This window comes from Salinicola sp. LHM (genome assembly GCF_034479735.1).
In the GTDB taxonomy this organism is placed as follows: Bacteria; Pseudomonadota; Gammaproteobacteria; order Pseudomonadales; family Halomonadaceae; genus Salinicola; species Salinicola salarius.
This window is the reverse complement of record NZ_CP140261.1, coordinates 3,168,704-3,194,932: the sequence shown is the minus strand read 5'-3', so window position 1 is coordinate 3,194,932 and position 26,229 is coordinate 3,168,704. Positions and strand designations below refer to the sequence as shown.

The following is a 26,229-nucleotide window of genomic DNA, read 5'->3' as shown; positions in this document are numbered from 1 at the left end:
CGAGGAGAAATTCATGGCGCGTTCACAAGCGCTGCAACACGCCTGGCAAGCCTTCGACAGCGGCGACTTCCTGCGCCAGCTCGAGGCCCGCGTCGCGGTACGCAGCGAAAGCCAGGAAGCCGGGCGCGACGACGAGCTGCGGCGCTATCTGACCGATTTCGTGATTCCCGATATCGAGAAGCTGGGCTTTACTTGGGAGATCGTCGACAACCCGGTCGACGGATTCGGGCCGTTCCTGCTGGCCGAGCGCATCGAGGCCGAGGCGGCGCTGACGCTGCTGACCTACGGCCACGGCGATGTGGTGCGGGGTTACGACGGGCAGTGGCGGGAAGGGCTGTCGCCGTGGCGGATCGTGGTCGAAGGCGAGCGCTGGTATGGTCGCGGCACCGCCGACAACAAGGGCCAGCACACCCTCAATTTCGCGGCGCTGGAGAGCGTCATCGCCGCGCGCGGCGGCACGCTGGGCTACAACGTCAAGTTGGTTCTGGAGATGGGGGAGGAGACCGGCTCGCCAGGCTTGAAGGCCGTCTGCGAAGCTCATCGTGATCGCTTGGCGGCGGATCTGTTCATCGCTTCCGACGGCCCGCGCCTGTCGGCGGATTCACCGACGCTCTTCCTCGGCTCCCGCGGCTCGTTCAATTTCGACCTGCGCCTGCGTGCCCGCGACGGTGCTCACCACTCCGGCAACTGGGGCGGGGTGCTCTCCAATCCGGCGACGCGGCTCGCCAACGCCTGGTCGACGCTGGTCGACGCCCACGGCAGAATCCTGATCGACGGTCTGCGGCCGCCGGCCATTCCTGCTGCCGTGAAGGAGGCCGTTGCTTCCCTGGAAGTCGGCGCGACGCCGGGCGACCCCCCGATCGACCCGAACTGGGGCGAGCCGGGCCTGTTGCCGCCGGAACGGCTGTTCGCCTGGAACACCCTGGAGCTGCTGGCGATCAAGGCCGGCAACCCGGAGGCGCCTGTCAACGCCATTCCCGGCGAGGCCTACGCACACTGCCAGCTGCGCTTCGTCGTCGGCAGCGACCGTGAACGCTTCCTCGATCACCTGCGCCAGCACCTCGACGCCCACGGCTTCGAGGATATCGAAGTCAGCAGCGCGCGCATGTCGCAGATGAACGCGACGCGGCTCGATCCGACGGATCCTTGGGTCAATTGGGCACTGGCATCGATGCGTGAATCCAGCGGTAAGACGCCGACGCTGCTGCCCAACCTGGGCGGTTCGCTCCCCAATGATATCTTCGCCGAGACGCTCGGTCTGCCGACGCTGTGGGTGCCGCACTCCTATCCTGCCTGTTCCCAGCACGCCCCCGACGAGCACGCGCTGGCGAGCATCGTGCGGGAAGGCCTGGGTATCATGGCCGGGTTATGGTGGGATCTGGCCGAACAGGGCCGAGACATAGTGAAGGAGCGTGAGCAATGGCATCGCTGACCGACGCGGAGACGATGATGATCACGGCCTGCGACTGGCTCGCCAGCCAGCAGGCGGAGATGATCGAGTGCCTGAAGACACTGGTCGATATCGATTCCAACAGCTATGACAAGGCCGGCACCGATGCGGTGGCGGACGTCATCGTCGAGTGGCTGGAGGCCGATGGTATCGACGTTACGCGCACGCCGCGTCCGGAATCCGGCGATATTCTCGAGGCGCGGCTGGAAGGCGATGGCAGCGACGCCAGCGCCGGCCATGTGCTGATGATGGGGCATCGCGATACGGTGTTCCCGACGGGGACGGTCGCCGAGCGGGGCTTCACCCGCGAGGGCGATACCGCGTTCGGCCCCGGCGTCGCCGACATGAAAGCCGGGCTGGTGATGAATGTCTTCGTGCTGCGGGCACTCAAGCGGCTGGCGCCATTGCCGTTCCCGGTGCGTGCGCTGTTCACCGCGGACGAGGAGATCGGCTCCCGCGACGGCACGGCGTTCATTCGCGAAGCGGCCAGCGGGGCGCGGGCCGTGCTCAATGCCGAACCCGGTAGAATTAGCGGCAACGTGGTCACCGGCCGCAAGGGCGGCGCCGCCTTCCAGATCGAGGTGACCGGTGTGGCTGCGCACTCCGGCGTCAGCCACGCCGACGGCGCCAGTGCCATCGAGACGCTGGCGCGCAAGATCATCAAGCTGCACGCGCTGACCGACTACGACAGCGGCGTGACCACCAATGTCGGCTTGATCGAGGGCGGCGTCTCGCGCAATACCGTGGCTCCCTCGGCGACGGCGCAACTGGATACGCGCTTCGTCACCAACCAGCAGCGTGTCGAGCTGCTGGCGGCGATCGAGGCGATCATCGCCGAGGAAGAAGTCCCCGGAACGCAGGCGACGATTCGTCAGACCTCCGGCTTCCTGCCGATGGAGCCGGCCATGAGCGAGGCACTGTTCGCGCGCTATCGGGCGCAGGCCGAGAAGCTCGGATTCAGCGTCGAGGGCGAGTTCACCGGCGGCTGTTCGGACGCCGGCACCACGGCGAGCCTGGGCATTCCCACGCTCTGCGGCACCGGCCCGGTCGGCGCCAAGATGCATACCGACGACGAGTGTTGCCGTCTGGATACCTTCGTGCCGCGGGCGCAGGCGGTGGCCGCGACGATTCTGGATCTCGCCGCCGACGCATCACGCTGAGACGCGCCGGGACAGCCTACGGAAACCGGCGGATGGCGGCTCAGCGGCGATCGGCGAAGCGGTCGGTCGCCCGTACCAGCGCGGCCAGAGTTTCGGGTTCGCTGAACGCGTGGCCGGCGGCCTCGATGATCTCGAGCGTCGCGTCGGGCCAGACCTTCGACAGATCCCAGGCGTTCTGAAGCGGGCAGACCATGTCGTAGCGGCCGTGAACGATCACCCCGGGAATGCCGGCGAGACGATCGGCTTGGCGTAACAGCTGGTCGTCGAATTCGAAGAAGCCCTTGTTGATGAAGTAGTGGTTTTCGATCCGCGCAAAGGCCAGGGCGAAATGATCGACGGCATGCGAGGCGGTGGCGTCGACGGGAATCAGCTTCGAAGTCTCGCCTTCCCAGACGCTCCAGCGGCGAGCCGCCTCGAGCTGGCGCTCGATATCATCCCCTTTGAGCAGTTCGTGAAAGGCGGGAATGATATCGTCGCGCTGTTCCTCGGGGAGGATTTCCACCAGCCGCTCCCATTTTTCGGGGAACATGTTGCGCGCGCCGTGCTTGTAGAACCAGTCGAGCTCCTGCTGGCGCATGGTGAAGATGCCGCGCAACACGAGTTCGCTGACACGCTCGGGGTGTCGCTCGGCGTAAGCGAGGGCCAGCGTCGAGCCCCAGGACCCGCCGAAGACCTGCCACCGTTCGGCACCGATCATCTCGCGCAGGCGTTCCATATCCTCGATCAGATGCCAGGTGGTGTTGTCGTCGAGACTGGCGTGCGGCGTCGAGCGGCCGCAGCCGCGCTGATCGAACAGCAGGATGTCGTAGCGGGCTGGGTCGAACAGCTGACGATGGATCGGTTTGCAGCCGCCGCCGGGGCCGCCGTGGAGAAAGACCACCGGCTTGCCGTCCGGGTTGCCGCAGCGCTCCCAGTAGACCTGATGGCCGTCGCCGGTATCCAGATGACCGTGGGCGTGAGGTTCGATAGGCGGATAGAGCGGATTGGATTCAGACATGGTTGACCTTGTTGGAAACGGGACGCTGTCATTGCACTGACAAAAAGCGTCGCGCTGACAAAAACGTTGCATTGACGAGAAACCAGCATAAAGGCCGCGTGGGGCAGGGGCCAGGCATGGCGCCGACTCGATGCGAGGCCGGTGATGTCGTCATGCGGCTCTGCTACTATCGTCGCCATTCAATTGGCTTCGGCGCGCCGAGATCGGTGCCGAGCTATCGTTTCGTTGCCGAGGGGGCGATCGCCAGCGCGGTCGAATCAGAGAGTCCATGAAATCACGTTCCGGCGATACCGGTTTTCGCCACCTGTTTCACTCCACGGGCTACTCGTTGAAGGGGCTGGTTGCCGCCTTTCGCAACGAGGCCGCCTTTCGCCAGGAGGTAGCGCTCTGCGTCATTCTGGTGCCGTTGGCTTGGTGGATCGGCGAGAATCCCGTCGAATGGCTGGTACTGGTCGGCAGCTGCGTCTTCGTGTTGATCGTCGAGCTGCTCAACAGTGCGGTGGAGACGGTCGTCGATCGAATCGGCCCGGAGCATCATGAGCTTTCCGGGCGCGCCAAGGATATCGGGTCCGCGGCGGTGATGCTGGCGCTGGGCATGGCGGCGGTGACCTGGGGGTTGTTGGCCTGGGACAAGTTCGTCGGCTGAATTCCCAGGCCCACCGTCCGCCCCGCGAGTTCGATACCAATCGACACCTTCTGGCTCGACTCAAACCGGCGCTTCCAGATCCCGTGGGCTATCGATGTCCCGCCAGATGCCGTCATCGTCGACGTCGATGGCGTGAACGGCTTGGCGATTCGCCTGCATGACGCCCCTGGCGCCTTCCCCTTCCTTCAGTTCGGCCAGCGCTGGCCACAGATCACGCCCGAACAGCACCGGATGGCCACGTTTCCCTTGATGGCGTGGCATGACAATGCGTCCCGGGCCGGCGTGCCGGTTGAGTCGTGCACAGGTGGCGGCGTTCAGCCACGGCATGTCGGCCAGAACCACGGCGGCGGCGACAGCGCTGTCTTGCTGTGAGATCAACTCCCGAAACGCGTCGCCGAGACTGCCTCCCAGCCCGTGGCCGGCATGCGGGGCCGCCATGCGGTGGAGATCCTCGTAGCCCGCCAAGGCTTCGCCCAAGTCATCCTCCGGACGGGTGATCAGCCAGCATCGCGGATAGACCTGCGAGACGGTTGCCAGCGTCGTTTCCAGCAGGGTTCGCCCGTCATCCAGCCTGGCCCGGCGCTTGTCGCTGCCGAACCGGCGGGAGACGCCAGCGGCCATGACCAGCGCGACGATATCGGGCGTCTGCTCCTTGCCCCGAAATTCAGAGCTCATGGCGTGACTTGCCGCGACGCACGCGCAGAATGTCGGCGACCACGGCGAGGGCGATCTCGGCGGGGGTCTTGCTGTCGAGATTGAGCCCGATCGGCATGTGAATCCGCGAGATGGCTTCGTCATCCAGGCCGCCGGAGCGCTTCAGGCGCTCGGCACGCTTCTCGGAGGTGCGCTTCGACCCCATCACGCCGATGTAGAACGCTGGCGTGCGCACGGCTTCGATCATCGCCAGGTCATCGATGCGGGGATCGTGGGTCAGGGCGACGATGGCGGTGGCGGCGTGAGTGGCGCCGGAGCCGATGAACAGCGACGGCAGCACCGCCTGCACCTCGACGCCTTCGACCCCAAAATCGCGGCGGACCTCTTCTCTCGGGTCGCAGACGATCACTTCGAACCCCAGCGCGCGGGCGAATTCGGCACAGAAGTGCGATACCGGCGAGATGCCGGCGATGATCAGGCGCAGGGCCGGGCCGACGCGAAGCTGGACGATCTGGCCGTCGCGCTCGACCCGCGGGCCGTTTTCGCCGGCCTCGACGAAGCGTTTGCGACCGCTTTCCAGGTCGATCCGGCGTACCAGCGAACGTTGGCCCAGCAGCGTGGCGTGCAGCACTTCCAGATGCGTCAGTGTGGCGGCATCCGGCGTCAGGCGCTCCACCAGCACGTCCAGAATGCCGCCGCAGGGTAGCGAAACCTGGGGAGATTCGTCGGCCCCTTCACCGTAGCGAACCACCGACAGCGCATCGCCGAAATGCCCCTCGGCAATCCTGCCGAGAAAGTCCTCCTCGATGCATCCCCCGGAGAGCGAGCCGACATGGCTGCCGTCCGCTTTCGCGACCAGCATCGAGCCCGGCTCGCGCGGCGACGAGCCGAAGGTCGCCAGCACGCTGCAGAGCCAGATCGTCTCGCCGTCGTTGGCCCATTCGAGGGCGGTATCGAGAACCTGTAGATCGAGATGTTGCATGTTGCATCCGTTGTTATGCGGGAATGCCGCGTCGTCTATAACGGGCCGGGGTCGTCGTGGTCTCTAGGGTCTGTTGACGTTTCATGCACGGCCGCGCCGGAGCCAGTTTTTGTGCGGGGCAAGGCGTGAGGAGCGTAGTTTGGTCATTCCAAATGAACGACGAATAACGCAGCACCGTGCAAAAACTGGCCCGGCCCTTCGGGTTGCGCGGCAAATGGCGCCATGCGGCGTTGCGGGATTGGAAAAGGGAACCACCCTTCTCTGCATCCCGCGCCTGGCCTGGCGCCATTTGGCGCAGCAACGCGGTTCGCGCTGAAACGTCAACAGACCCTAGGATAAGCGATCGTCGACCGGGCATGACAGCCGATGGTGTCAGTGCCGGGCCAGCTGCTTGCAGAAGTCCTCGAAGCGCCCGCTGTAGTAGTGCTCGCGCGGCCAGCCGGTGCGCGGAAGGTAGAAGAACATCTCTTCGAGACGTGACTTGATGGTGACGTGGTTCTTGGTGTCGATGACGAACACGTGCTTGCCCTTGGCGTCGTTGGGGCTTTCGGCCAACTGGCGCAGAATGAAGCGCACCAGCGAGTCCTCCTGCGGCATGCTGTAGCCGACGATCACCAGCACGTCGGTTTCCCGCAGCAGGCGAACCGCCTTGGGAAACACCTGATGGAAGTAGGGCTCGTCGTAATCCTGAACCTGAGAGGGCAGGATCAGCAGAGGCGGCTCCTGACGAATCTCCGCATCGCTGCGGCGTCGGTATTCGAAGTCGAACCCCTGTGCCGTGGGCAGGATCTCGAACCCGCCGTTGATCTTGATCACGTTGCGGTCGACGGTTCGCGGCAGGTGCTCCCAGATCGAGCCGCCGCAGATGCGCTGCGGGGTGATGCCGCGATAGAGCCTTCCGAATACCGGTGCCTGCTGGCGATAGACATGCTCGAGAATGGTCTCGATGGTGAAGTCGTAGTTGGTGGTCAGGAAGTGGTAGAGCGGCCAGTTCTCGTCGAGGCCGGCCCGGCCGGCGCGGTCCTCCAGCGAGGCGAAGAACTGCATGATCGCGCGTTGGCCTTCGCTGTCGTAGGGCGAGGTGAAGCGTAGCGTGTCGTCGTCGACGTTGTGGATATCGCAGGCGGCGCTGAAGCGGCGCATGACCAGCGTGCGCAGTTCATGGATGCTCAGCCGCAGGTTCTGATCGTCGAAGTAGCGATTGCGGATATCGGGATAGCGCACCTGCATGTCGAGGACGTAGCGCAGGTTCTTGAAGCGCTCGAAGTCCAGGTGGCGGTAGTCCTCCCAGCCGATGACGTGCATCACGTGCTGGAGGTTGGGGAAGTCACGGATGTCGTCGAGATCGATGGCGAACAGCTCGCCGTCCGTGGGCGAGCGCGGGTCCCACGCCTTGGAGAATCCCGCCCCGCACCAGAAGGTGACCACGGGTGGCTTGCGCAGGTCGAAGTCTTGATCCAGCAGCCCGGTCATCAGTGTTTCGAACGCCTCGACCGTGGCGGCATTGTTGATGTCGGTGGAGGACATCGAGTCAACTCGCCTGCATAGACGGGGCATCCACGTCATCGAGACCGATGTCGACTGCCGGTGCCGACTGGGTGATACGACCGACCGAGATGAAATCGACGCCGGTTTCGGCGATATCGCGAATCGTCTCCAGGCGCACGCCGCCGGAGGCTTCCAGCGGCACGCGGCCGTCCACCAGCTCGACCGCCCGGCGCATCGTCTCGACCGGCATGTTGTCGAGCATGATCACGTCCGCGCCGGCCGCCAGAGCTTCTTCCACCTGATCCAGCCGGTCGCACTCCACCTCGATGCGCGTCAGCACCGGCACCCGGGATCTGGCCCGTGCCACGGCTTCGGCAATGCCACCGCAGACCGCGATGTGGTTGTCTTTCAGCATCACGCCGCTGTCCAGGCCGAGACGGTGGTTGCGGCCGCCGCCGCAGGCCACGGCGTGTTTTTCCAGCGCGCGCAGGCCGGGGGTGGTCTTGCGGGTATCGACCAGTTGCGCGCCGGTCCCGGCAATCCGCTCGACGTACCGGGCGGTGAGCGTGGCGATGCCGGACAGATGCTGGATCAGGTTCAGCGCCGTACGCTCCACGGTCAGCAGGCTGCGGGCCGGGCCCTGCAGTCGCATCAGCACGGCACCCTCAGGCACCGTCTGGCCGTCTGCCGACAGGCGTTCGATATCGATACCGGCGTCGTAGAGCGAGAAGACGCGTGCCGCGACAGCGAGCCCGGCGATGGTCATCGGCTCTCTCGCGCGCATCTCGAACCGGCCTGTCATGGCTTCGTCGACCATCAGGGTGGCGGTCAGGTCCACATGGCCGATGTCCTCCTGCAGGAAGTCGCGCAGGCGCGCGTCGAGCGCCATGGGATCCATCTGCCAGACGATTGAGGTGTTTGATACGTTCGCGGCGTTAGAGACGGTCGAAACGGGCGAGGCGTTCGAAGAAAGATGCGTTGCGGTCATCGAAAATTCCATTGCGGTTTCATCGTCCCCGAGACTATCGCGTTATCATGGGCGCTGCAGCGCGCGCGTGCGCCGCCAAGAGCAAAACGTCCGGGAATTCGCAGAAACGTTCCGGGAAGTCGCTTTCAGGAAGTCGTTTTCCAGAAACATGTCATCTAAAAACATAGCAGGGGAATCGCCAATGAGCGCTCGGCGCTGGATATGGGGCGTCTGGATACTGGTCCTTTCATGTTACGTCGTGCCGTATGGCCTGCTCGGCCAGGTCCAGGCCTGGTACGGCAGCTTTCTGTTCTGGTGTGTCGTCGGTGTGCTGGTCATCGTCGCCAATGTCATGATCACGCGCTCCTTCCGGGATGAGGCGCCTCGCGACACGGCGCCTCGCGACACGGCGTCTCGGGCAGACGAGCTTTCCGCTGGCGGGGAGAAGCGACCATGACGACCGGACTGATCTGGAGTGCGGTCATCGTCTACCTGATCGCGGGCCTGGCCGTTGCCTTTCTCTCGCGCGGCAAAACGACCAACGGGGCCGGCGTCGACATGTCCGGCTACTTCCTCGGCAACCGGCAGATGAACGGCTTCGTTTCCGCGCTGAGCTACAGCGCGACGACCTACAGCGCCTTCATGATGGTGGGGCTGGCGGGGCTGACCTACGCCGGCGGCGTCGGGGCGTTCGGCTTCGAGATCGTCTATTTCGCCGGCGTGTCGCTGGTGGCGATCTTCGGGCCCAAGTTCTGGGCGGTGGGCAAGCGCTTCGGTTACGTCACCCCCAGCGAAATGCTGGGCCACCGCTACGGTGACAAGAAGGTCGCGGTGGCGACCGCGGCGGCGAGTTGCCTGTTCCTGATTCCCTACGCGGCGGTGCAGCTGGCCGGCGTCGGCTATCTGCTGGCGGGGATGAGCGGCGGGTCGATCTCGTTCACTACCGGCGTGGTGGTGGCGACGATCCTGGCGATCCTGTTCTCCTATATTGCCGGGATTCGTTCCGTGATGTGGACGGACTCGCTGCAGGCGCTGTTCATGATCGTGGCCTCGACGCTGGTCGCGCTGCTGGTGGTGCACTCGCTTGGCGGCTTCTCGGTGCTGTTCGACACGCTCGCCACGGAGCATCCAGCCTCTCTCACCGTACCCGGGCCGGGGCTGTTCAGCTTCACGACGTTTCTGGGGCTGACGATTCCGTGGTTCTTCTTCAGCCTTTCCAACCCTCAGGTGAGCCAGCGGCTGTTCATGCCGGCGTCGCTCCGGTCGATGCGTCAGATGCTGATCGGCTTTCTGATCTTCGGCTTCATCTACACCGTGGTATCGGTGCTGTGGGGCTTCTCGGCGCTGGTGGCGTTCCCCGATCTGGCCAAGTCGGATCTGGCGACGCCGACGCTGCTGGCCTCCGAGCACGTGCCGCCGGTGCTGGGCGTGATCGTGATGGTGGGCATTCTCGCCGCGGCGGTCTCGACCATCGATTCGATCATGCTGACGCTCTCCTCGATGCTGTCGCGGGATGTCTACGCCAATATGGCGACCGGCGCCAGCGAGGCGAAGCAGCTCAAGGTGGGCAAATGGGTACTGCCGATCGTTGCCATTCTCGCCTTCCTGTTCGCTGAGCTGCAGCTCAGCCTGATCGCGGTGCTTTCGGTCGCGGCTTCCACCGGCCTGGTCGTCATCGTGCCGGCGATCATCGGTGCCTTCTACTGGAAGCGTGGCACGGCGGCCGGTGCCTTGGCGAGCATCGTCATCGGTGGCCTGGCCGTCATTGCGCTTTACGCGAGTGGCGCCAAACCGCTGGGACTGCCGCCGGGCATCTGGGCGCTGCCGGTGTCGGTGCTGCTGTTCGTCGGGACGAGCCTGTTGACCCGGCCGAAACGCGAGCTGGCCGAAGCGTTCATGCGCGCCGCCGGCACCGCTCCCTCGGTTCGGGCTGCCGATCCTGCGGCACGTCCCGCCGACGTTTCCTGAACCCTCGCCGTTTTCTCACTCGGCATCCAGCCCAGCGGTTCGCTGGGCTTTTTCGTTATCCGCTTTTGACAGCGCCAGCAGGACGACCCACATCGCCGCGACCAGCGGGATCAATGTCATGTTGAGCGTCTGCCAGCCAAGCCAGGCATTCAGTGGGCCGGCCAGCAGCGCGGAGAGCGTCGTCAGCGAAAAGACGGCGCAGTCGTTGATGGCCTGGACGCGGGGCGCCTCGCCGGGCTGGTAGGTGGTGGTCAGCCAGGCGCTGGCGGGCAGGAAGGTGAAGTTCCAGCCCAGCCCAAGCAGGAAGAGGCCGAGGGCGAAAGTCCAGAATGACGCGGGCAACAGCGTGCAAAGCAGGCTGGCGAGCAGACTCAGCGAACCCAGAGCGATCATGCGCTGATGCCCGAAGCGCCGGGTCAGATCACCGGTGACGAACGAGGGCGCGAACATCGCCAGGATATGCCACTGAATGACGTTGGTGACGTCGCCGAAGTCGTGTCCGGCGTGGGACATGGCCAGTGGTGTCGCGGTCATCGCCAGGTTCATGGTGGCGTAGCTCAAGGTGGCGATGGCGATAGCTGCCAGCAGCCGTGGCTGACGTAGCAGAACGCCGGGCCGGCGAGGCGTGGCCGGGTCGGCGGCGGTGTCGGTGGCGTGAGGGGAGGGCAGTTCGAGCCGTGTCAGCAACAGCAGTGCCGATACGTAGAGCACGGCCAGGCCGACGAAGCAGCCCAGAAAAGGTGTCTCGAAGCCGTGCTGTGAAGTCCGCGCCAGCCAGGGGCCGAGGAAGGCCGCGATGACGCCGCCGGCCATTACCAGGCTGAGCGCGCGATCGCGCTGGGCGGGGCCGGCCGCATCGATGGCAGCAAAGCGGTACAGCATGCCGGCGCCGATGCTCATGCCGATGGCGAAGGTGCCGAGATTGAACAGCGGGAACGCGGAAAGCCTCAGCGCCAGCATGCAGATAGCGATACCGACGAGCCCGACGCCGTTGGCAATGACGAAGGTTCGCTTGCGCCCCAGTCTGGCGGTCAGCCAGCCGGACGGCAGGGTCGCTGCCGTCAGACCGAGCAACTGGGCGGCAACGGGCAGCGTACTCCAGTCGGCGCTGCCGGCGAGTCGATCACCGATTAGCGGCGAAACGGCGATGAGCAGGATGTTGCCGCTGACCAGCAGGGCCTGACATAGCGCCAGGCCCCAGACGGCGAGCGGCAGGCGCCGGGAAACGGTCTTCGTCATGAGGCATCTCGCGTTTCGACGTTGGATGGGGCGCGGCCGAACCGGGCGCGATAGGCGCTGGGTGCCAGGCCATAGCGGCGTTGGAACTGGCGGCGTAGCTGCTCGGCCCCGCCGACACGGCAGTGCTCGGCAATTTGCGTCAGCGAGGCGTCGCTCTCTGCCAGCAGGCAACGGGCCGATTCGAGTCGCAGACGGGTCAGGAACTCGATCGGCGTCATCTGCAACTGCTGGCGAAACAGCCGCTGGAAATGTCGCGGAGTGACGGCGATCGCTTCGGCCAGACGTTCGCTGTTCCAGTCCGCCAGCGGGTCGTTCAGCACCCGGTCGATCAGCCTCCTCAGCCTGCCGTGACTGGCGAGCTGGCAACGCAGCCCTTCGCTGAACTGCGCCTGATCGCCGGGCCGATGCAGAAACATCACCAGTTCGCGGGCGACTTCTCCGGCGAGACGGTGGTCATGGTCCTGGGCGACGAGTGCCAGCGCCAGGTCCATGCCCGCGGTGACGCCGGCACTGGTATAGATCCCGCCGCTTTCCCGGTAGAGCGCGTCGGCGGCGACATCGACCTCGGGAAACTCCCGCGCCAGCCGTTCGGCCTGGCGCCAGTGCGTCGTGACGCAGCGGCCATCGAGCAGCCCGGCGCGGGCCAGCGCAAAGGCGCCGGTACAGATCGAGCCGACACGCGGCGTGGCGGCCGCCCGCCGGGCCAGTGTCTGGATGACCTCGTCGTCGAGATCGTGTACGCCGTGGCCGCCGGCCACGAGCAGCGTGTCGCCGGGTGGTGTGTCGGCCGACCGACCGCCGAGCGGGTGAGTGGCCACCAGCGTCATGCCGCCATTGGTGCGGATCTCGCCGGGCGCGATGGCGTTCAGGCGCAGTTCGTAGTGCGGCCGCCCCAGCAACGTGTTGGCGCTGGCGAAGACCTGCCAGGGCCCGCTGGTATCCAGCAGTTGGCAGTTCGGATAGATGAAGAGATCGACGGTATGCGACATGGGATCGTCCTCGGAGTCTGGAGGCTAGTCTGCGAGAGTGGCGTCATGTCGGCAAGGACGCGGACCCCACCGAAACCGTCATCATGCGTCGGCATTCGAAGGATGCGGAGCCGGCGGCGAGCCGGGGCGAGGGAGCCGAAGCGGCAAGCTGGAAGGCAGGGGAAAGGAACGGAGCGGAAGGGTCGCGGCATTGGGGGGGGAAGGGCGCCAACGAAAACGCCGCCGGAGTGGCCTCCGGCGGCGTATGGCTGGCTGGATACGTGGCGATCAGGCGAGATCGAAACGATCCAGGTTCATCACCTTGGTCCAGGCTGCCACGAAGTCCTCGACGAACTTCTGTCTGGCGTCGTCGCTGGCGTAGACCTCGGCCAGGGCGCGCAGGACAGAGTGCGAGCCGAAGATCAGATCGTTGCGCGTTGCGGTGTACTTGACCGCGTCGCTGTCGCGCGAACGTCCCTCGAACCGCTCGGACTCTGCATCCGCCGGCGTCCATACCGTGTTCATGTCCAGCAGGTTGACGAAGAAGTCATTGCTGAGCACGCCGACGTTGTCGGTCAGCACGCCGACATCGGAGCCGTCATAGTTGGCGCCGAGAACGCGAAGGCCGCCGACCAGTACGGTCATCTCCGGGGCGGTCAGGGTCAGCTGCTGCGCCTTGTCGACCAGCAGCGACTCGGTGGGCGCGCCCTGCCGGCCACGCTTGTAGTTGCGGAAGCCGTCTGCCCGCGGCTCCATCACCGCGAAGGAGGCGACATCGGTCTGCTCCTGGGTGGCGTCGACACGGCCCGGCGCGAACGGCACCTCGATCTCCACGCCTGCCGCCCTGGCGGCCTGTTCGATGCCGACGCTGCCCGCCAGCACGATCACGTCCGCCAGTGACGCCTTGCCGGATGTCTCCTGGATGCGCTGGAGCGTCGGCAGTGTCTGGCTGGCGATCCGGTTGACCTCCCAGTCCTTCTGCGGTGCCAGCGCCAGCCGGGCGCCGTTGGCGCCACCGCGCTTGTCGCCGCCGCGGAAGGTCGAAGCCGAAGCCCAGGCGGTCGCCACCAGTTGCGAGACCGAGAGACCCGAGTCGGCGATCTGCGCCTTGATCTCGGCGATGTCATTGGCGCTTGGCTGGTGCGTCGGCGCGGGCAGCGGATCCTGCCAGACCAGGTCTTCCTTCGGCACTTCCGGGCCGAGGTAACGGGCCTTCGGCCCCATGTCGCGATGGGTCAGCTTGAACCAGGCGCGGGCGAAGGCGTCGTCGAAGGCCTGCGGGTCCTCGAGGAAGCGCCGGGAAATCTTCTCGAACTCCGGATCGAAGCGCAGCGTCAGATCCGTGGTGAGCATCGTCGGCTTGCGCATCTTCGACGGATCGAACGGGTCGGGGATCGACGCCTCGGCGTCCTTGGCTTGCCACTGGATGGCGCCGGCCGGGCTGCGCACCTGTTCCCACTCGTATTTGAACAGGTTCTCGAAGAAGTGGATGCTCCAGCGCGTCGGCGTCTGGGTCCAGATGACTTCAAGGCCGGAGACGGTGGCATCGGCACCCACGCCGCTGCCGTGGGCGTTGGCCCAGCCGAGCCCCTGCGACTCGATCGACGCGGCTTCCGGATCGACACCGATCGCTTCGGCGGGGCCGGCACCGTGGGTCTTGCCCAGGGTATGGCCGCCGGCGATCAGCGCGACGATCTCTTCGTCGTCCATGGCCATGTTGCCGAAGGTTGCGCGAATGGCCGGGGCGGCGGAGAGCGGGTCGCCGCTGGCGTTGGGGCCTTCCGGGTTGACGTAGATCAGGCCCATCTCGGTGGCGCCGAGCGGCTGGTCGGCCAGCGTGGTCGGGTCGCGGTGTTCGAGCCAGGTCTTCTCGTCGCCCCAGTTGACGTCCATGTCGGGTTCCCAGACGTCTTCACGCCCACCGGCGAAGCCGAAGGTGCGGAAGCCCGAAGACTCCAGCGCCACGTTGCCGGCGAGGACGATCAGGTCGGCCCAGGAGATGTTCTGGCCATACTTGCGCTTGACCGGCCACAGCAGACGGCGCGCCTTGTCCAGGCTGACGTTGTCCGGCCAGCTGTTGAGCGGGGCGAAACGCTGCTGGCCGCGACCGGCGCCACCGCGACCGTCGGCGAGACGGTAGGTGCCCGCACTGTGCCAGGCCATACGAATGAACAGGCCGATATAGGTACCCCAGTCGGCCGGCCACCAGGCCTGCGACTCGGTCAGCGTCTTCTCCAGATCGGCTTTCAGCGCCGCGTAGTCGAGCTGCTGGAAGGCTTCGCGGTAGTCGAAATCGCTATCCAGCGGGTTGGAGCGCTCGGAATGCTGGTTCAGCAGGTCCACGCGAAGCTGATTGGGCCACCAGTCGGCATTGACGGTGCCACCACCGGCGACCTGCGTCTTGGCGCCCTCGGATACGGTCGTTCCGGAGTGGCCGAAGGGGCATCTGGATTCGGTTTCGTGCGACATTCTCTTATCTCACCTGTTCGTCTCGTCAATCCGGGCGTTCCCTGGCGTCGCGGTCTGCGAGTCTTCGTTCAAGGCCAGTCGGCCGACTCGATGGCGCCAGGGCTGAAACAGAGACTACTGGGCAAGCTTTTATTATAGAAATTAAATGATAAGAAAAAATCGATAGTAAATTGCTATTTCTAGCAGGCCTTCATCGTCGTAAGGCTGGCGGTTTCCTGGCTCATTCTTTAGTCGTTTCTGTCCGTCTTCAGGGCTTATCGGCTATCGATGCGTGAGGATTAGGATTATCATTCTCTGCGCATTAATAACGTGCTAATTATATTTTTTTGGAGGCCAGGCCATGGCAGATGCCACATCACGGGTTATCAGAATCGGCGGCGCGTCGGCGATTCTCTTGGGCAGTCTTGGGGTGATGGGTTCCGCGCAGGCGTATTCGGCTTTTTCTCCGGATTCCCCCTACATGCTGGGAGATTGGGGCGGCGAGCGCACCGCGCTGGAAGAGGCCGGCGTATCCTTCGACTTCGACTACGTGGGCGAAGCGGCGACGATTCTCGATGGCGGCTACCGCGACAGCCACGTCAGCAAATACGCGGACCAGTTCGCGGTCGGTGCCAACTTCGATCTGGATCGCCTGCTGAGCATTCCGGATGCGGAATTTCAGGTCACCGTCACCAACCGTAACGGGCATAGCGTCAACGACCGGATGAGCGATCCGGACGCGACGGTCGGCGGCTCCTCGGTGCAGGAAGTGCAAGGGCGCGGGCCGGTGACGCGGCTGACGCAGTTCTGGTATCGCCAGCGCTTCTTCGACAATGCCCTGGCGGTCAAGCTGGGCCGAATCCCGTTCGGCGATGACTTCGCTACCATCGACAGCAATTTCCAGAACCTGGCCTTCGGTGGCGCGCAACCGGGCAACTGGGGCAACAACATCTACAACTGGCCGATCGCCCAGTGGGCAGCGGTGATCCGCGCCAATATCACGCCTGAGTGGTACGCCCAGGTCGGCGCGTTCAACATCAACGACAGCAACCTGGAAAACGATAACGGCTTCGACCTGCGCACCAGCGGCACCGAGGGGACGCTGTTCCCGGTGGAACTGGGTTATACCCCGACGCTGAACGGCATGGCCGGCGCCTACAAGCTCGGGTTCTATACCCAGAACGTCGACAACCGCGCCTATGGCGATGGCCCGGCGGATCGCACCAGCGATACCAACACCGGGCTCTACTACGTGGTCCAGCAGCAGGTGACGACACGCGATGGCAGCCCGGATCGCGGGCTGACGCTGTTCAGCATGGGCAACACCAACCATGGCGATACGGCGGGTATCGATCGTTACGTCTCGATCGGCGCGACCTACGAAGGGCCGTTCGATGCGCGTCCGCAGGACGATGCCGGCATCGGTCTTGCGTATCTGCACGTCAACGACGATGTCAACGACTTCGTCGATTATCACAACGCCACGCCGAGCGGTTCGCTCTCGCCGCTGCCGCGCCAGGGCCACGAGTACGACGCCGAGGTCTACTACAGCTTCAATCTGACCGGCTACCTGACACTGCGGCCCAACCTGCAGTACGTGGTCAATCCGTCGGCAGTGGATTCGGTGGACAATGCCTGGGTGGCGGGTACGACGATCAAGGCGAGCTTCTGATCAAGGCGAGCTTCCAGCCTGCCGGCGCAACGAAAAACGGCTGCCCGAGGGCAGCCGTTTTCATGGGTGACGCTTCGCTGAGATCAGTTCGAATCGTCGCCTTCGGGCAGCGCATAGGCGACGACATAGTCGCCTTGTTTGGTGCCCAGCGAGCCGTGACCACCGGCCATGACCAGCACGTATTGGCGGCCGTCCTTGCCTTCGTAGGTCATCGGCGTGGTCTGGCCGCCTGCCGGTAGCCGGCCTTTCCACAGCTCCTCGCCGTTGGTGACGTCATAGGCGCGCAGGTACTGGTCCAGCGTGCCGCTGAGGAAGGCCACGCCGCCACCGGTCATGATCGGTCCGCCCAGGGCGGGCACGCCCATCGGCAGCGGCATCGGCACCGGAGCGCTATCGCGGACCGTACCGTTCTTGTGCTGCCAGACGGTCTGATGATTGCTCAGGTCGACACCCGCCACGTAACCCCAGGGCGGTGCCTGGCAAGGCAGCCCGAGCCTGGAAAGAAACGCGCCCATGATCACGCCGTAGGGCGCGCCTGCATTGGGCTGAACGCCTTCGGTTTCGCTGATCCGCTCGCCGCCATCGGCCTGTTCGCGCGGCACCAGCTGGGAGGTGAACGCCATGTAGGCCGGGCTGGCAAAGGCGATCTGGCGCTCGGGGTCGACCGCGATGCCGCCCCAGTCGAACACGCCGAAGTTGCCCGGATAGACCAGCGAACCCTGCAGCGAGGGCGGCGTGAACATGCCTTCATAGCGCAATGACTGGAACTGGATGCGGCACAGCATCTGGTCCAGCGGCGTCACGCCCCACATGTCCTTGCCGTGGAGCGTGTCCGGCGAGAAGCTCAGCTCGGAGTGCGGCTGGGTGGCTGCCGTGTGGTCGCCTTCCACGGCGCCCTGCGGCGCGTCGATCTCGTGGATCGGGACGATAGCCTCGCCGGTGCGGCGGTCGAGCACGTAGATGCTGCCCTGCTTGGTGGAGGCCATCAGCGCGGGCTTGACGCCTTCGTCGGTCTGGATGTCGACCAGCGACGGCTGGCCGCCGACGTCCATGTCCCACAGGTCATGATGGGTGAACTGATAGGTCCAGCGGACCTGGCCGGTATCGATATCCAGCGCGGTGACGCCGGCGCTGTACTTCTCGGCTTCCGGCGTGCGGTTGCCGCCCCACTGGTCCGGCATCTGGTTGCCCATCGGCAGGTAGATCATGCCGAGGTCGCTGTCGACGCTCATCACCGACCACATGTTGGGCGAGTTGCGGGTATAGGTCTCGTCGGGGCCGATCGGCGTGGTGTCGTCCGGGTTGCCGCTATCCCAGTTCCAGACCAGGTGGCCATCCTTGGCATCGTAGGCGCGAATCACGCCGGAAGGCTCGTTGGTGGACTCGTTGTCGGTCACGTGGCCGCCGATGATCACCAGACCATGGGCCACGGAGGGCGGAGAGGTGGAATAGTAGCCGCCAGCGGTGAAGCTGCCGATGTTCCGGGTCAGGTCGATGGAGCCGTTATCGCCGAAGCCGGGGCACATTTCGCCAGTGTCGGCATTCAGCGCGATCAGGCGCGTGTCGGCGGTGGGCAGGAACAGGCGGCGCGGGCAGGCATCGGCCAGGTCGGCGGCGACGCCGGACGCGGGAGCCTGATCGGCGGCTTGCTGCTTGCCTTCCTCGGTGACGGGCGCGGCGTCGCCATTCGCGGCGCCATCGCTGGCGGGCGGGGCGAGGCCGGTGCCGATCTCGGCGCTGGCATAGGCCGGTTCGGCAGCCGCGCCGTCATCTTCGTAGTAGGCGACGCCACGACAGGTCATGTGCGCCCAGCCCTTGAAGCTGTCGGCATTCTGGGTACTCAGCTTGGGATCGAAACGCCACAGCTCCTTGCCGCTGTCCGGATCGAGGGCGATCACCTGGCTGTGCGGCGTACATACGTACAGCTTGCCGTTGACCTTGAGCGGGGTGTTCTCGGCGGTGGTTTCCGACGGATCGTTTGGGCCAGGGATGTCGCCGGTGCGATAGCGCCAGACTTCTTCCAGCTTGCCGACGTTTTCTGGGGTGATCTGGTCGAGGGGCGAGTAGCGCTGACCACGTTCGGTGCCGCCGTAGGAGGGCCAGTCGCCGTTCATGGCATTGGCCACGGCATCGTTCGGGCCGGACGCGTCACGGACGATCGTTCCTTCGATGTCATGCGGGTTGGTGAACTGGCTGGCGATGGCGGTCAGGCCGGCGAGGATGACGGCAATCGAGAGTGCTGCGGCGCTGGCACTTTTCATGCGCGTGACGCCCAGCGGACGGCGAACCCAGGGCAGCAACAGCACGATGCCGACCACGAACCATAGCGCCAGACGGGGGACCAGCTGCCACCAGTCCAGGCCGACTTCCTGGAGCGACCAGATCGTGGAGGCCAGCAGGAAGATGGCGAAAAGCCAGATCGCGGCGCGTCTGGCGGCGATCAGCAGCAACCCGCTGAGACCGACGCCGACACCGGCGATCAGGTAGTACCAGGAGCCGCCAAGCTGGCTCAGTTTGATGCCGCCAATCAGCATCGCAAGACCCAGCAGGACCAGGATCAGGCCGACCAGGCTGGGCAACAGGCGTGTCTTGCTCAACGCCCCGCGCGTTTTCATGAATGTCTCCCTTGAAGGATCGAGTAGGCAAGGCCGAACTCGGAGATCGAATGCGGCTAAAGTCTAATACTGCAATGTAGCGGGATGTAAAAATACACCATGTAATTAACAGGCTAAAGTTATTCCTGCCTGCCCGAGAGCTGCCGGTCGGTGAGAATCAAGGCTGTTGGCGGCAACGAAGCATCCGGAATGAGGGTCGCCGCTAGCCGGCGAAGCTGGAAAAGTGGTTTTTTTACGACTTTTATACGGCCCTGGATGGTCGTGAGCCTCGATGAAAACGAGCGGAGGCGCGCATGCCAAAGCGCCGCCATCGTGATGAGCGATGGCGGCGCTATGCCGGTTGGCGCGAGCCTGTCAGAGGAGCCGGCAAGAGGAGCCGGTTCGATGGGAAGGTCGACGTTACGCCGGTCGCGTCCCCAGTCCGCGGTCCTTGGGCTTGCGGATCACCATGAAGTAGAAGAACACCACCGTCAGGGCGATGAAGAACAGGCTATCCGGGCTGGTGAAGAAGATCGACGGGTTGCCGTCATTGATGGAGAGCGCGCGACGGCAATACTCCTCCAGGCTCGGGCCGAGCACGAAGCCCAGCAGCAGGCAGACGGTGGGATACTTCTGCTTGCGCAGGAAATAGGCCAGCACGCCGAACACCAGCGCCAGCGCCATCTGGAACGTGGAGTAGGTCGCCACGTAGCTGCCCACCAGCGCGACGATGGCGATGCTCGAGTAGAGCACGTCGCGGCGAATCGACACGATCTTGAGGAAGTAGGGGCCGAGCAGGTAGAGCGTCAGCGGAATCAGAATCAGCGCACTGACGAACAGCGAGGCGAACATCGGCGCGATCAGATCGAGCTGCTGGGTCATGAACTGCGGGCCGGGCTGCAGACCGTTGATGACCAGCACGCCGAGCACGATCGCGGTGGTTGGATCGCCGGGAATGCCGAACGTCAGCATCGGCACGAAGGCGCCGCCGCACATCGAGTTGTTGGCGCATTCCGCCGCCGCGATGCCTTCCGGATTGCCCTTGCCGTAACGCTCGGGGTGCTTCGAGGAGCGCATCGACTCCGCATAGGAGACGAAAGCCGCCATGGAGCCGCCGGCGCCGGGCAGGATACCCACCGCGTAGCCGATGACCGCGCTCTTCAGGTAGCGCATCACGCCGATTTCCCGAACTTCCGACAGCGGCGGAATGAAATCGCGACGGCGCACCTTGGCCGCCTGGATCATGCTGGGATCGACGGTTCGGCTGCTGCGGCTATCGGCCTGGATCAGCAGTTCGCTGATGGCGAAGGTGCCGATGATCAACGGCATCATGTCGATGCCCTGGACCAGCACGCTGGTGCCGAAGGTGAAGCGGGCCAGCGGCTGCACCACGTCGATGCCGATGGTGGCGATCATGACGCCGAACAGCGTGGCGATCATGCCCTTGGTGATCGACCCACGCTGGGAAATGATGATCACGATCAGTGCAAAGGCGATCAGCGAGAACTTGCCCGGCGTGCGGATCAGCAGGGCGACGTCGGCCGCCAGCGGCGCCATGACCATCAGCAGCAGCGCGCCCAGCGAACCGCCGATCATCGAGCCCAGTGCGGCGTGACCGAGCGCCTTGGCGCCTTCGCCGCGCTGCTGCATCGGGTAGCCTTCCAGCGCGGTCATCATCGACGACGGCGCACCGGGAATGTTGATGGTCGTGGCGGTGATGCTGCCGCTGCACATGCCTGCCATGAAGATGCTGGCGCAGGCGACCAGCGCCGTGGTCACGTCGAGGCTGTAGGTGAGCGGCAGCAGCAGGGCGATGGCCAGCACCGAGGTCAGGCCCGGCACCGCGCCGAAGAAGGTGCCGATCAGAAAACCGCCGATCATGTAGAGCAGGGTTTCAGGATTGGCGAGGGCGGCGAAACCGCCCAGCAGACCGGAAATCGAATCCATGATCATTGACTCCAGAGCGTGGGCAGGCGGACCTGGAAGACGACCTCGAACAGCAGGTAGCCGGCGACGGTAATGACGATGGCGGCGATCAGCTTGGTCAGCCATTTCTCCCGGAAGCCGCCACTGAACAGGCCGGTCAGCAGCAGCACGTAGACGAAAGTGGCGACGAAATAGCCGATCAGGTCGAACGCCAGCAGGTATCCCGCCGTCAGCACGACGACGCCGATCGCGCCGAGGGAGAGGCCGACGTACTGCCTGCGGCGCGGGGCATCGTCGCTGCTCTCGGCGTTGGCGGCGGCCTCTTCCTCGGGCGCCTTGGCCTTGCCGCGTAGCGCATGAACCATGGCGCAGGCCAGCGCGATCAGCATGAGGATGGCGGTGGCGATGGGAAAGAAGGACGCGGTCATGTTGCCGCCCTTCATTGGCGGGCCGAGCTGGATCGCCGAGATCAGGTAGACGAGGGTGATGAGCGCCAGCGCCGCCGGCACGAAAAACTCACCGCCCAGACTCGAGCGCTGGGTCGACTGTCGAGATGAGGGTTTAGATGTCATGAAGGCACCTGTGTAGACGACAAGGCGCCATGCGAGGGGCATGGCGCAGCGTGAATGAGAATGATCGGAGACTTATTTCTCCAGCACGCCCTTGTCGACCAGTTCATCCATGGTGTCGAAGAGCTGCTGCTGGGTGTCGTTCGCCCATTCGGTCACGTCGTCGGCACCCAGCCAGGCGGGCGTGACGCCGATCTTCTTCAGCCACTGCTGGAACTCGTCGCTCTCGTAAGCCTTGTGGTAGGTGGCTTCCAGCTTCTCGATCACATCGTCCGGGGTACGCGCCGGTGCCACCATGACGATGAAGCTGCCCATCTGCAGGTCCAGGCCGGTATCGGTCTCGGTGACCGGCGGCACGTTGGGGAAGCCTTCGTTCTGGGTGTCGGAGAACTCGACCAGGCCGCGAGCCTGACCGGATTCGATCAGCGGCGCCAGGTCGCCGAGGCTGGTCACCACGGCGTCGACCTCGCCATTGAGCAGCGCTTCCTTCTGCGACGCCGCGCTGTTGTCGTAGGAGACGATCTTGAACTCGGCGCCGGTGAGATCCTGGAGCTGCAGCAGCGTCAGGTGGGTTCTGGCGCCCATGTTCTGAATACCGATGCGAATGCTGCCAGGTTCTTTCTTGGCGGCGGCGATCAGGTCATCCAGCGTCTGGTAGGGGGAGTTTTCCGGCACGGTGATTGCGTCGGCTTCGCTGGTGATGCGGGCGATCATGCGCATCTTGTCCATGTTGAATCCCGGCAGCATGTTCTTCCACGGGATCGTGATGATGCTGTCGTAGGTGATCGCGGCAACGGTCTGCCCATCCGGACGCGCCTTCATCAACTGGAGCAGGCCGGTTGCCGTCATGCCGCCTTCCACGTTCTCGACATACATCGAGACGGGCAGCGACTCTTCGGCGATATTGGAAACCTTGCGGACGATGGCATCGGTACCGCCGCCGGCGGCTGCCGGCACGATCACGCGGATATCCCGGTTCGGGAAATCGGCCTGGGCGGCGCCGGCGGCCAACGATGCGAGGCAGGCGATGCCGAGGAGTGTCTTCTTGAGCTTCATGGCGTATCCCTTGCTTGATGGTGCAGTTCTAGAGTGAGATCCACGGGCCAGCGTTCTCTCGTTCGAGCTAACGCTTCCTGGACCCGACGAATTGGCTTGTGCCTTTGTAGCTGCTTTATTCGTACGATGTAATACAACCTTGGTGTGACATCATCGATAATCTGCGACTCAGGTTTTGTCTGAAAAGTCGTCGAGCGAAGGTCAGGCAAGGCAAAAATCGGCAAAAAGACGGAGTTTACGCGGTGTAAATGAGTACTTTGAGCCGATTTTTAACGCCGTATGGCCGAGCGCAGACAGTTTTCAGACAAAGCCTAGGCTCGGGCACGATCTGCATCGCTTGGGCCTGACGCGGGGCTTTCGCTATGCTGGCGGGGTCATTCATCCAGTGAAGACCCCGCCAACAGCCGTCTGGAGCACCCGATGCCGTTACCCGAATCCTGGTTCGCCGAGATCGATAGTCCCGCCATGCTTGCGGGGGCTTGGGCCGAGGCCAGACAGCGCCTCGACGAAGGGCTGGATGCCGCCAGTGCCGATCCGGTCGTCACCGACGCCTGGCTCTCCCTGAGCGATGCGCGTCGGCGCGAGCTCGCCCGGCTGGTCCTGCTGTCCGACTTCGCGCTGGACGCGCTGGTGACGCGACCGGCGCTGCTGCCCGGTCTGATCGACAGTGGCGAGCTCGAGGCGGCGCCGAATCGGGCACAGATCGAAGACGCGCTGCACCAGGCGCTGGCAGACGCGGACGACGAGGCGTCGCTCCACAGGGCGCTACGCCGTTTTCGTCAGGCGCGGATGGTCGGCATCGTGTGGCGGGATCTCAACGGCGCCGAGATGTGGCAGACCGCCGCCAAGGTCTCGGAACTTGCCGAGGTCTGCCTCGAAGGCGCGCTTGACTGGCTCGAGACGCATCTCGCCCCCCGCTGGGGCAGCCCTGCGCCGCGCCGTGACGGCTCGCCTCAGCGTCTGATCGTGCTGGGAATGGGCAAGCTCGGCGCCGGCGAGCTCAATCTCTCCTCGGATATCGATCTGATTTTCGCGTTTCCGGAGAAAGGCACGACCCGGGGCGGCGAGCGCGAGTACGATCATCAACAGTACTTCACCAAACTGGGGCAGAAGCTGATCGCCGCGCTGGACGCGATCACCGCCGACGGCTTCGTCTTCCGGGTCGACATGCGCCTGCGACCGTTGGGCGATGGCGGGCCGCTGGTCGGCAGTTTCAACACCTTCACCAGCTACTATCAGGATCAGGGACGCGAGTGGGAGCGTTACGCCATGCTCAAGGCGCGCCCGGTCGCGGGCGATCTCGACGCCGGGCATGAACTGCTCGATGAACTCAGGCCCTTCATCTATCGCAAGTATCTGGATTTCGGCGCGATCGAATCGCTGCGCGAGATGAAGGCGATGATCCACCGCGAGGTCAAGCGGCTGGGGCGGGACGACAATATCAAGCTGGGGCGCGGCGGGATCCGCGAAGTCGAATTCGTGGTCCAGGCGTTCCAACTGATCCGCGGCGGCCGGGATACCGAGCTTCAGGTCACCTCGCTGCGGGAGGCCATGGCGCGTCTGGTCACGCTCGAACTGCTGCCGCAGCCGGTGGTCGACGAGCTGCGCGAGGATTACGTCTTCCTGCGGGATCTGGAGCACGCGCTGCAGGCGCAGCAGGATCGTCAGACACAGCAACTGCCCGACGACACCGAGAACCAGGCGAGGTTGGCGATGGCGATGCGACTGCCGGACTGGGCTGCCTTGAAAGATGCGCTTTCGGCCTGCCGCGAGCGGGTTCGACGCCATTTCGATGCCGTGGTCGCCGATCCGGACGACGAGTCGCCGGCATCCGACGACTCGCCCCGGGATGACACTGCCTGGCGACAGCTGTGGCAGGGCGAGATGGACGATGCCGAAGCCGAGCGGGTAATGGCGGCGGCGGGCTACGAGCTGCCCGAGGCGCTGCGACGACTGAAGACCTTTCGCGACTCCCGCGGCGTGCAGTCGATGCAGCGTATCGGCTACGAGCGCCTCGAGGCCGTCATGCCGATGCTGCTGGAGGCCGCGGCCGAGAGCGAGGCGCCCACGACCGCTCTGGAGCGGGTACTGCCGCTGATCGAAGCGGTATTGCGACGCACTGCCTATCTTTCGCTGCTGCGCGAGAACCCGCAGGTTCTGCCGTCGCTGATCCGGCTGTGCGCGGCCAGCCCCTGGATCGCCGAACAGCTGGCGCGTCACCCCATTCTGCTCGACGAACTGCTGACCCCCGCGACGCTCTATTCACCCGCCGACAAGCAGCGCCTCGCGGACGAGCTGCGCCAGACCCTGGCGCGGATTCCCGAGGACGACGAGGAGAACTGGCTGGAAGCGATGCGGGTCTTCAAGCAGACCCAGGTGTTGCGCGTTGCCGCTTCCGACATTGCCGGCGGGCGCGTGCTGATGAAGGTCAGCGACTATCTGACCGCGATAGCCGAGGTGGTGCTGGATAGCGTGCTGCAGATGGCGTGGCGCTCGCTGACGGCCCGATACGGGCACCCCAGCGCCAGAGACTCGGCCGGTCAGGCGGCCTTTCTGATCGTCGGCTACGGCAAGCTGGGCGGCATCGAGCTGGGGTACGGCTCCGATCTCGATCTGGTATTCCTCTATGATGCCGCGCCTCGGGGCGTGACCGACGGCGCCAAGTCGATCGACAATCTGGTGTTCTTCACCCGGTTGGGGCAGCGCGTCATTCATCTGCTCACCGCGACCACACCCAGCGGCACGCTCTACGAAGTCGACATGCGCCTGCGCCCCTCGGGGAACGCCGGGTTGCTGGTGTCGTCGCTGGACGCCTTTGCCGAGTACCAGCGCAACGAGGCCTGGATCTGGGAGCACCAGGCGCTGGTGCGCGCGCGTGCCGTGGCGGGCGACGACGTATTGAAGGAACGATTCGAGGCCGTTCGCCGGGAAGTGCTGGCGCGGGAGCGCGATGACGATGAACTTCGTCGCGAAGTCGTCAAGATGCGGCTGAAGATGCGCGAGCATCTCGGCAGCGGCGGCGAGGCGCGCGAGGCCGGCCAGTTCCATCTCAAGCAGGATGCCGGCGGTCTGGTGGATATCGAGTTCATGAACCAGTATGCGGTGCTGGCGCTGTCGGCCCGGACGCCGGCACTGCTCGAGGTCACCGACAACATGCGGCTGATGGATGCGCTGGCCGAGAGCGGCAAGCTCCCCGAACAGGATGCGCGGAAACTGCAGGCGGCGTATCTCGCCTATCGCGATGCGAGCCACCGCGCGGCGCTGGCCAAGCGGGGCAGTCTGGTATCTGCCGAGGCATTCGCCGATCACCGCGAGCATATCCTGGCGCTGTGGCGACGCTGGATGGAACCGGCCGCCGAACGCGAGGCGAACGATCAATGAGAACAGCGTTTGATTAAGTTATCATTATAGAGGCATGACGTCTCAATGGCGGCTCGGAGTGGCC

At 64.8% G+C, this 26,229-nt stretch carries 19 protein-coding genes; 7 read left to right on the top strand and 12 right to left on the bottom strand.

Going from position 1 to position 26,229, the window contains the following annotated elements; translation table 11 throughout:
• Positions 1 to 13 precede the first annotated feature (13 nt).
• Both R5R73_RS14575 and R5R73_RS14570 read left to right on the top strand, forming a co-directional pair.
• On the top strand, positions 14 to 1,432 hold the full coding sequence (locus tag R5R73_RS14575) for a M20 family metallopeptidase (RefSeq protein ID WP_322527902.1): 1,419 nt from the start codon (positions 14 to 16) through the stop codon (positions 1,430 to 1,432).
• Positions 1,420 to 2,610: a M20 family metallopeptidase gene (locus R5R73_RS14570; RefSeq protein WP_322527901.1), complete on the top strand. Its 1,191-nt coding sequence runs from the start codon at positions 1,420 to 1,422 to the stop codon at positions 2,608 to 2,610. Before R5R73_RS14575 ends, R5R73_RS14570 begins: the two co-directional genes overlap by 13 nt.
• A gap of 40 nt (positions 2,611 to 2,650) precedes the next feature.
• Here R5R73_RS14570 and pip read toward each other — a convergent pair whose 3' ends face one another.
• Positions 2,651 to 3,607 carry a prolyl aminopeptidase gene (gene pip, locus R5R73_RS14565; protein WP_322527900.1) on the bottom strand — a complete coding sequence of 319 codons (957 nt, stop codon included), beginning with the start codon at positions 3,605 to 3,607 and terminating at the stop codon, positions 2,651 to 2,653.
• Positions 3,608 to 3,875: 268 nt separating this feature from the next.
• On the opposite strand from pip, the gene R5R73_RS14560 reads away from it, so the two are divergent.
• Positions 3,876 to 4,253: a diacylglycerol kinase gene (locus R5R73_RS14560; protein ID WP_087718399.1), complete on the top strand. Its 378-nt coding sequence runs from the start codon at positions 3,876 to 3,878 to the stop codon at positions 4,251 to 4,253.
• A gap of 60 nt (positions 4,254 to 4,313) precedes the next feature.
• Here the strand turns inward: R5R73_RS14560 and R5R73_RS14555 are convergent, their stop codons facing one another.
• The 4 genes from R5R73_RS14555 to nadC all read right to left on the bottom strand — a co-directional run bounded on the left by R5R73_RS14555 (position 4,314) and on the right by nadC (position 8,266).
• Entirely contained in the window at positions 4,314 to 4,928 is a 615-nt protein-coding gene (locus R5R73_RS14555) for a nucleotidyltransferase family protein (RefSeq protein WP_322527899.1), read from the bottom strand.
• The gene (locus R5R73_RS14550) at positions 4,918 to 5,889 is read right to left on the bottom strand and encodes an XdhC family protein (protein ID WP_322527898.1); all 972 of its coding nucleotides are present in this window, start codon (positions 5,887 to 5,889) and stop codon (positions 4,918 to 4,920) included. The genes R5R73_RS14555 and R5R73_RS14550 overlap by 11 nt, the downstream gene beginning before the upstream one ends.
• A 372-nt stretch (positions 5,890 to 6,261) precedes the next feature.
• Entirely contained in the window at positions 6,262 to 7,416 is a 1,155-nt protein-coding gene (locus tag R5R73_RS14545) for an SIR2 family protein (protein ID WP_303854090.1), read from the bottom strand.
• Between the two features lie 4 nt (positions 7,417 to 7,420).
• The gene (gene nadC, locus R5R73_RS14540; RefSeq protein ID WP_322527897.1) at positions 7,421 to 8,266 is read right to left on the bottom strand and encodes a carboxylating nicotinate-nucleotide diphosphorylase; all 846 of its coding nucleotides are present in this window, start codon (positions 8,264 to 8,266) and stop codon (positions 7,421 to 7,423) included.
• Positions 8,267 to 8,546: 280 nt separating this feature from the next.
• On the opposite strand from nadC, the gene R5R73_RS14535 reads away from it, so the two are divergent.
• A complete protein-coding gene (locus tag R5R73_RS14535; RefSeq protein ID WP_322527896.1) occupies positions 8,547 to 8,801 on the top strand; it encodes a hypothetical protein in 255 nt (84 codons plus the stop codon).
• Positions 8,798 to 10,312 (top strand): sodium:solute symporter family protein, encoded by a 1,515-nt coding sequence (locus tag R5R73_RS14530; protein WP_322527895.1) that lies wholly within the window; start codon positions 8,798 to 8,800, stop codon positions 10,310 to 10,312. The genes R5R73_RS14535 and R5R73_RS14530 overlap by 4 nt, the downstream gene beginning before the upstream one ends.
• A gap of 15 nt (positions 10,313 to 10,327) precedes the next feature.
• Here R5R73_RS14530 and R5R73_RS14525 read toward each other — a convergent pair whose 3' ends face one another.
• From R5R73_RS14525 to katG, 3 genes are all read right to left on the bottom strand, one after another.
• The gene (locus tag R5R73_RS14525; RefSeq protein WP_322527894.1) at positions 10,328 to 11,551 is read right to left on the bottom strand and encodes an MFS transporter; all 1,224 of its coding nucleotides are present in this window, start codon (positions 11,549 to 11,551) and stop codon (positions 10,328 to 10,330) included.
• Positions 11,548 to 12,540, bottom strand: a complete 993-nt coding sequence (locus R5R73_RS14520; protein WP_322527893.1) for a GlxA family transcriptional regulator — start codon at positions 12,538 to 12,540, stop codon at positions 11,548 to 11,550. Before R5R73_RS14520 ends, R5R73_RS14525 begins: the two co-directional genes overlap by 4 nt.
• A gap of 267 nt (positions 12,541 to 12,807) precedes the next feature.
• On the bottom strand, positions 12,808 to 14,988 hold the full coding sequence (gene katG, locus R5R73_RS14515; RefSeq protein ID WP_322527892.1) for a catalase/peroxidase HPI: 2,181 nt from the start codon (positions 14,986 to 14,988) through the stop codon (positions 12,808 to 12,810).
• Between the two features lie 340 nt (positions 14,989 to 15,328).
• On the opposite strand from katG, the gene R5R73_RS14510 reads away from it, so the two are divergent.
• Positions 15,329 to 16,639, top strand: a complete 1,311-nt coding sequence (locus R5R73_RS14510; RefSeq protein WP_322527891.1) for a carbohydrate porin — start codon at positions 15,329 to 15,331, stop codon at positions 16,637 to 16,639.
• Between the two features lie 83 nt (positions 16,640 to 16,722).
• On the opposite strand, the gene R5R73_RS14505 is transcribed toward R5R73_RS14510, so the two are convergent.
• The 4 genes from R5R73_RS14505 to R5R73_RS14490 form a co-directional block, all read right to left on the bottom strand.
• Entirely contained in the window at positions 16,723 to 19,254 is a 2,532-nt protein-coding gene (locus R5R73_RS14505) for a glucose/quinate/shikimate family membrane-bound PQQ-dependent dehydrogenase (RefSeq protein WP_322527890.1), read from the bottom strand.
• Positions 19,255 to 19,653: 399 nt separating this feature from the next.
• Positions 19,654 to 21,180: a tripartite tricarboxylate transporter permease gene (locus tag R5R73_RS14500; RefSeq protein WP_110630176.1), complete on the bottom strand. Its 1,527-nt coding sequence runs from the start codon at positions 21,178 to 21,180 to the stop codon at positions 19,654 to 19,656.
• Between the two features lie 2 nt (positions 21,181 to 21,182).
• On the bottom strand, positions 21,183 to 21,731 hold the full coding sequence (locus R5R73_RS14495) for a tripartite tricarboxylate transporter TctB family protein (RefSeq protein ID WP_157956986.1): 549 nt from the start codon (positions 21,729 to 21,731) through the stop codon (positions 21,183 to 21,185).
• A gap of 72 nt (positions 21,732 to 21,803) precedes the next feature.
• The gene (locus R5R73_RS14490; RefSeq protein WP_110630174.1) at positions 21,804 to 22,784 is read right to left on the bottom strand and encodes a Bug family tripartite tricarboxylate transporter substrate binding protein; all 981 of its coding nucleotides are present in this window, start codon (positions 22,782 to 22,784) and stop codon (positions 21,804 to 21,806) included.
• A 420-nt stretch (positions 22,785 to 23,204) separates the two neighbouring features.
• Here R5R73_RS14490 and glnE point away from each other — a divergent pair, with 420 nt between their 5' ends.
• Positions 23,205 to 26,165: a bifunctional [glutamate--ammonia ligase]-adenylyl-L-tyrosine phosphorylase/[glutamate--ammonia-ligase] adenylyltransferase gene (gene glnE / locus R5R73_RS14485; RefSeq protein ID WP_322527889.1), complete on the top strand. Its 2,961-nt coding sequence runs from the start codon at positions 23,205 to 23,207 to the stop codon at positions 26,163 to 26,165.
• The last annotated feature ends 64 nt before the right edge of the window (positions 26,166 to 26,229 follow it).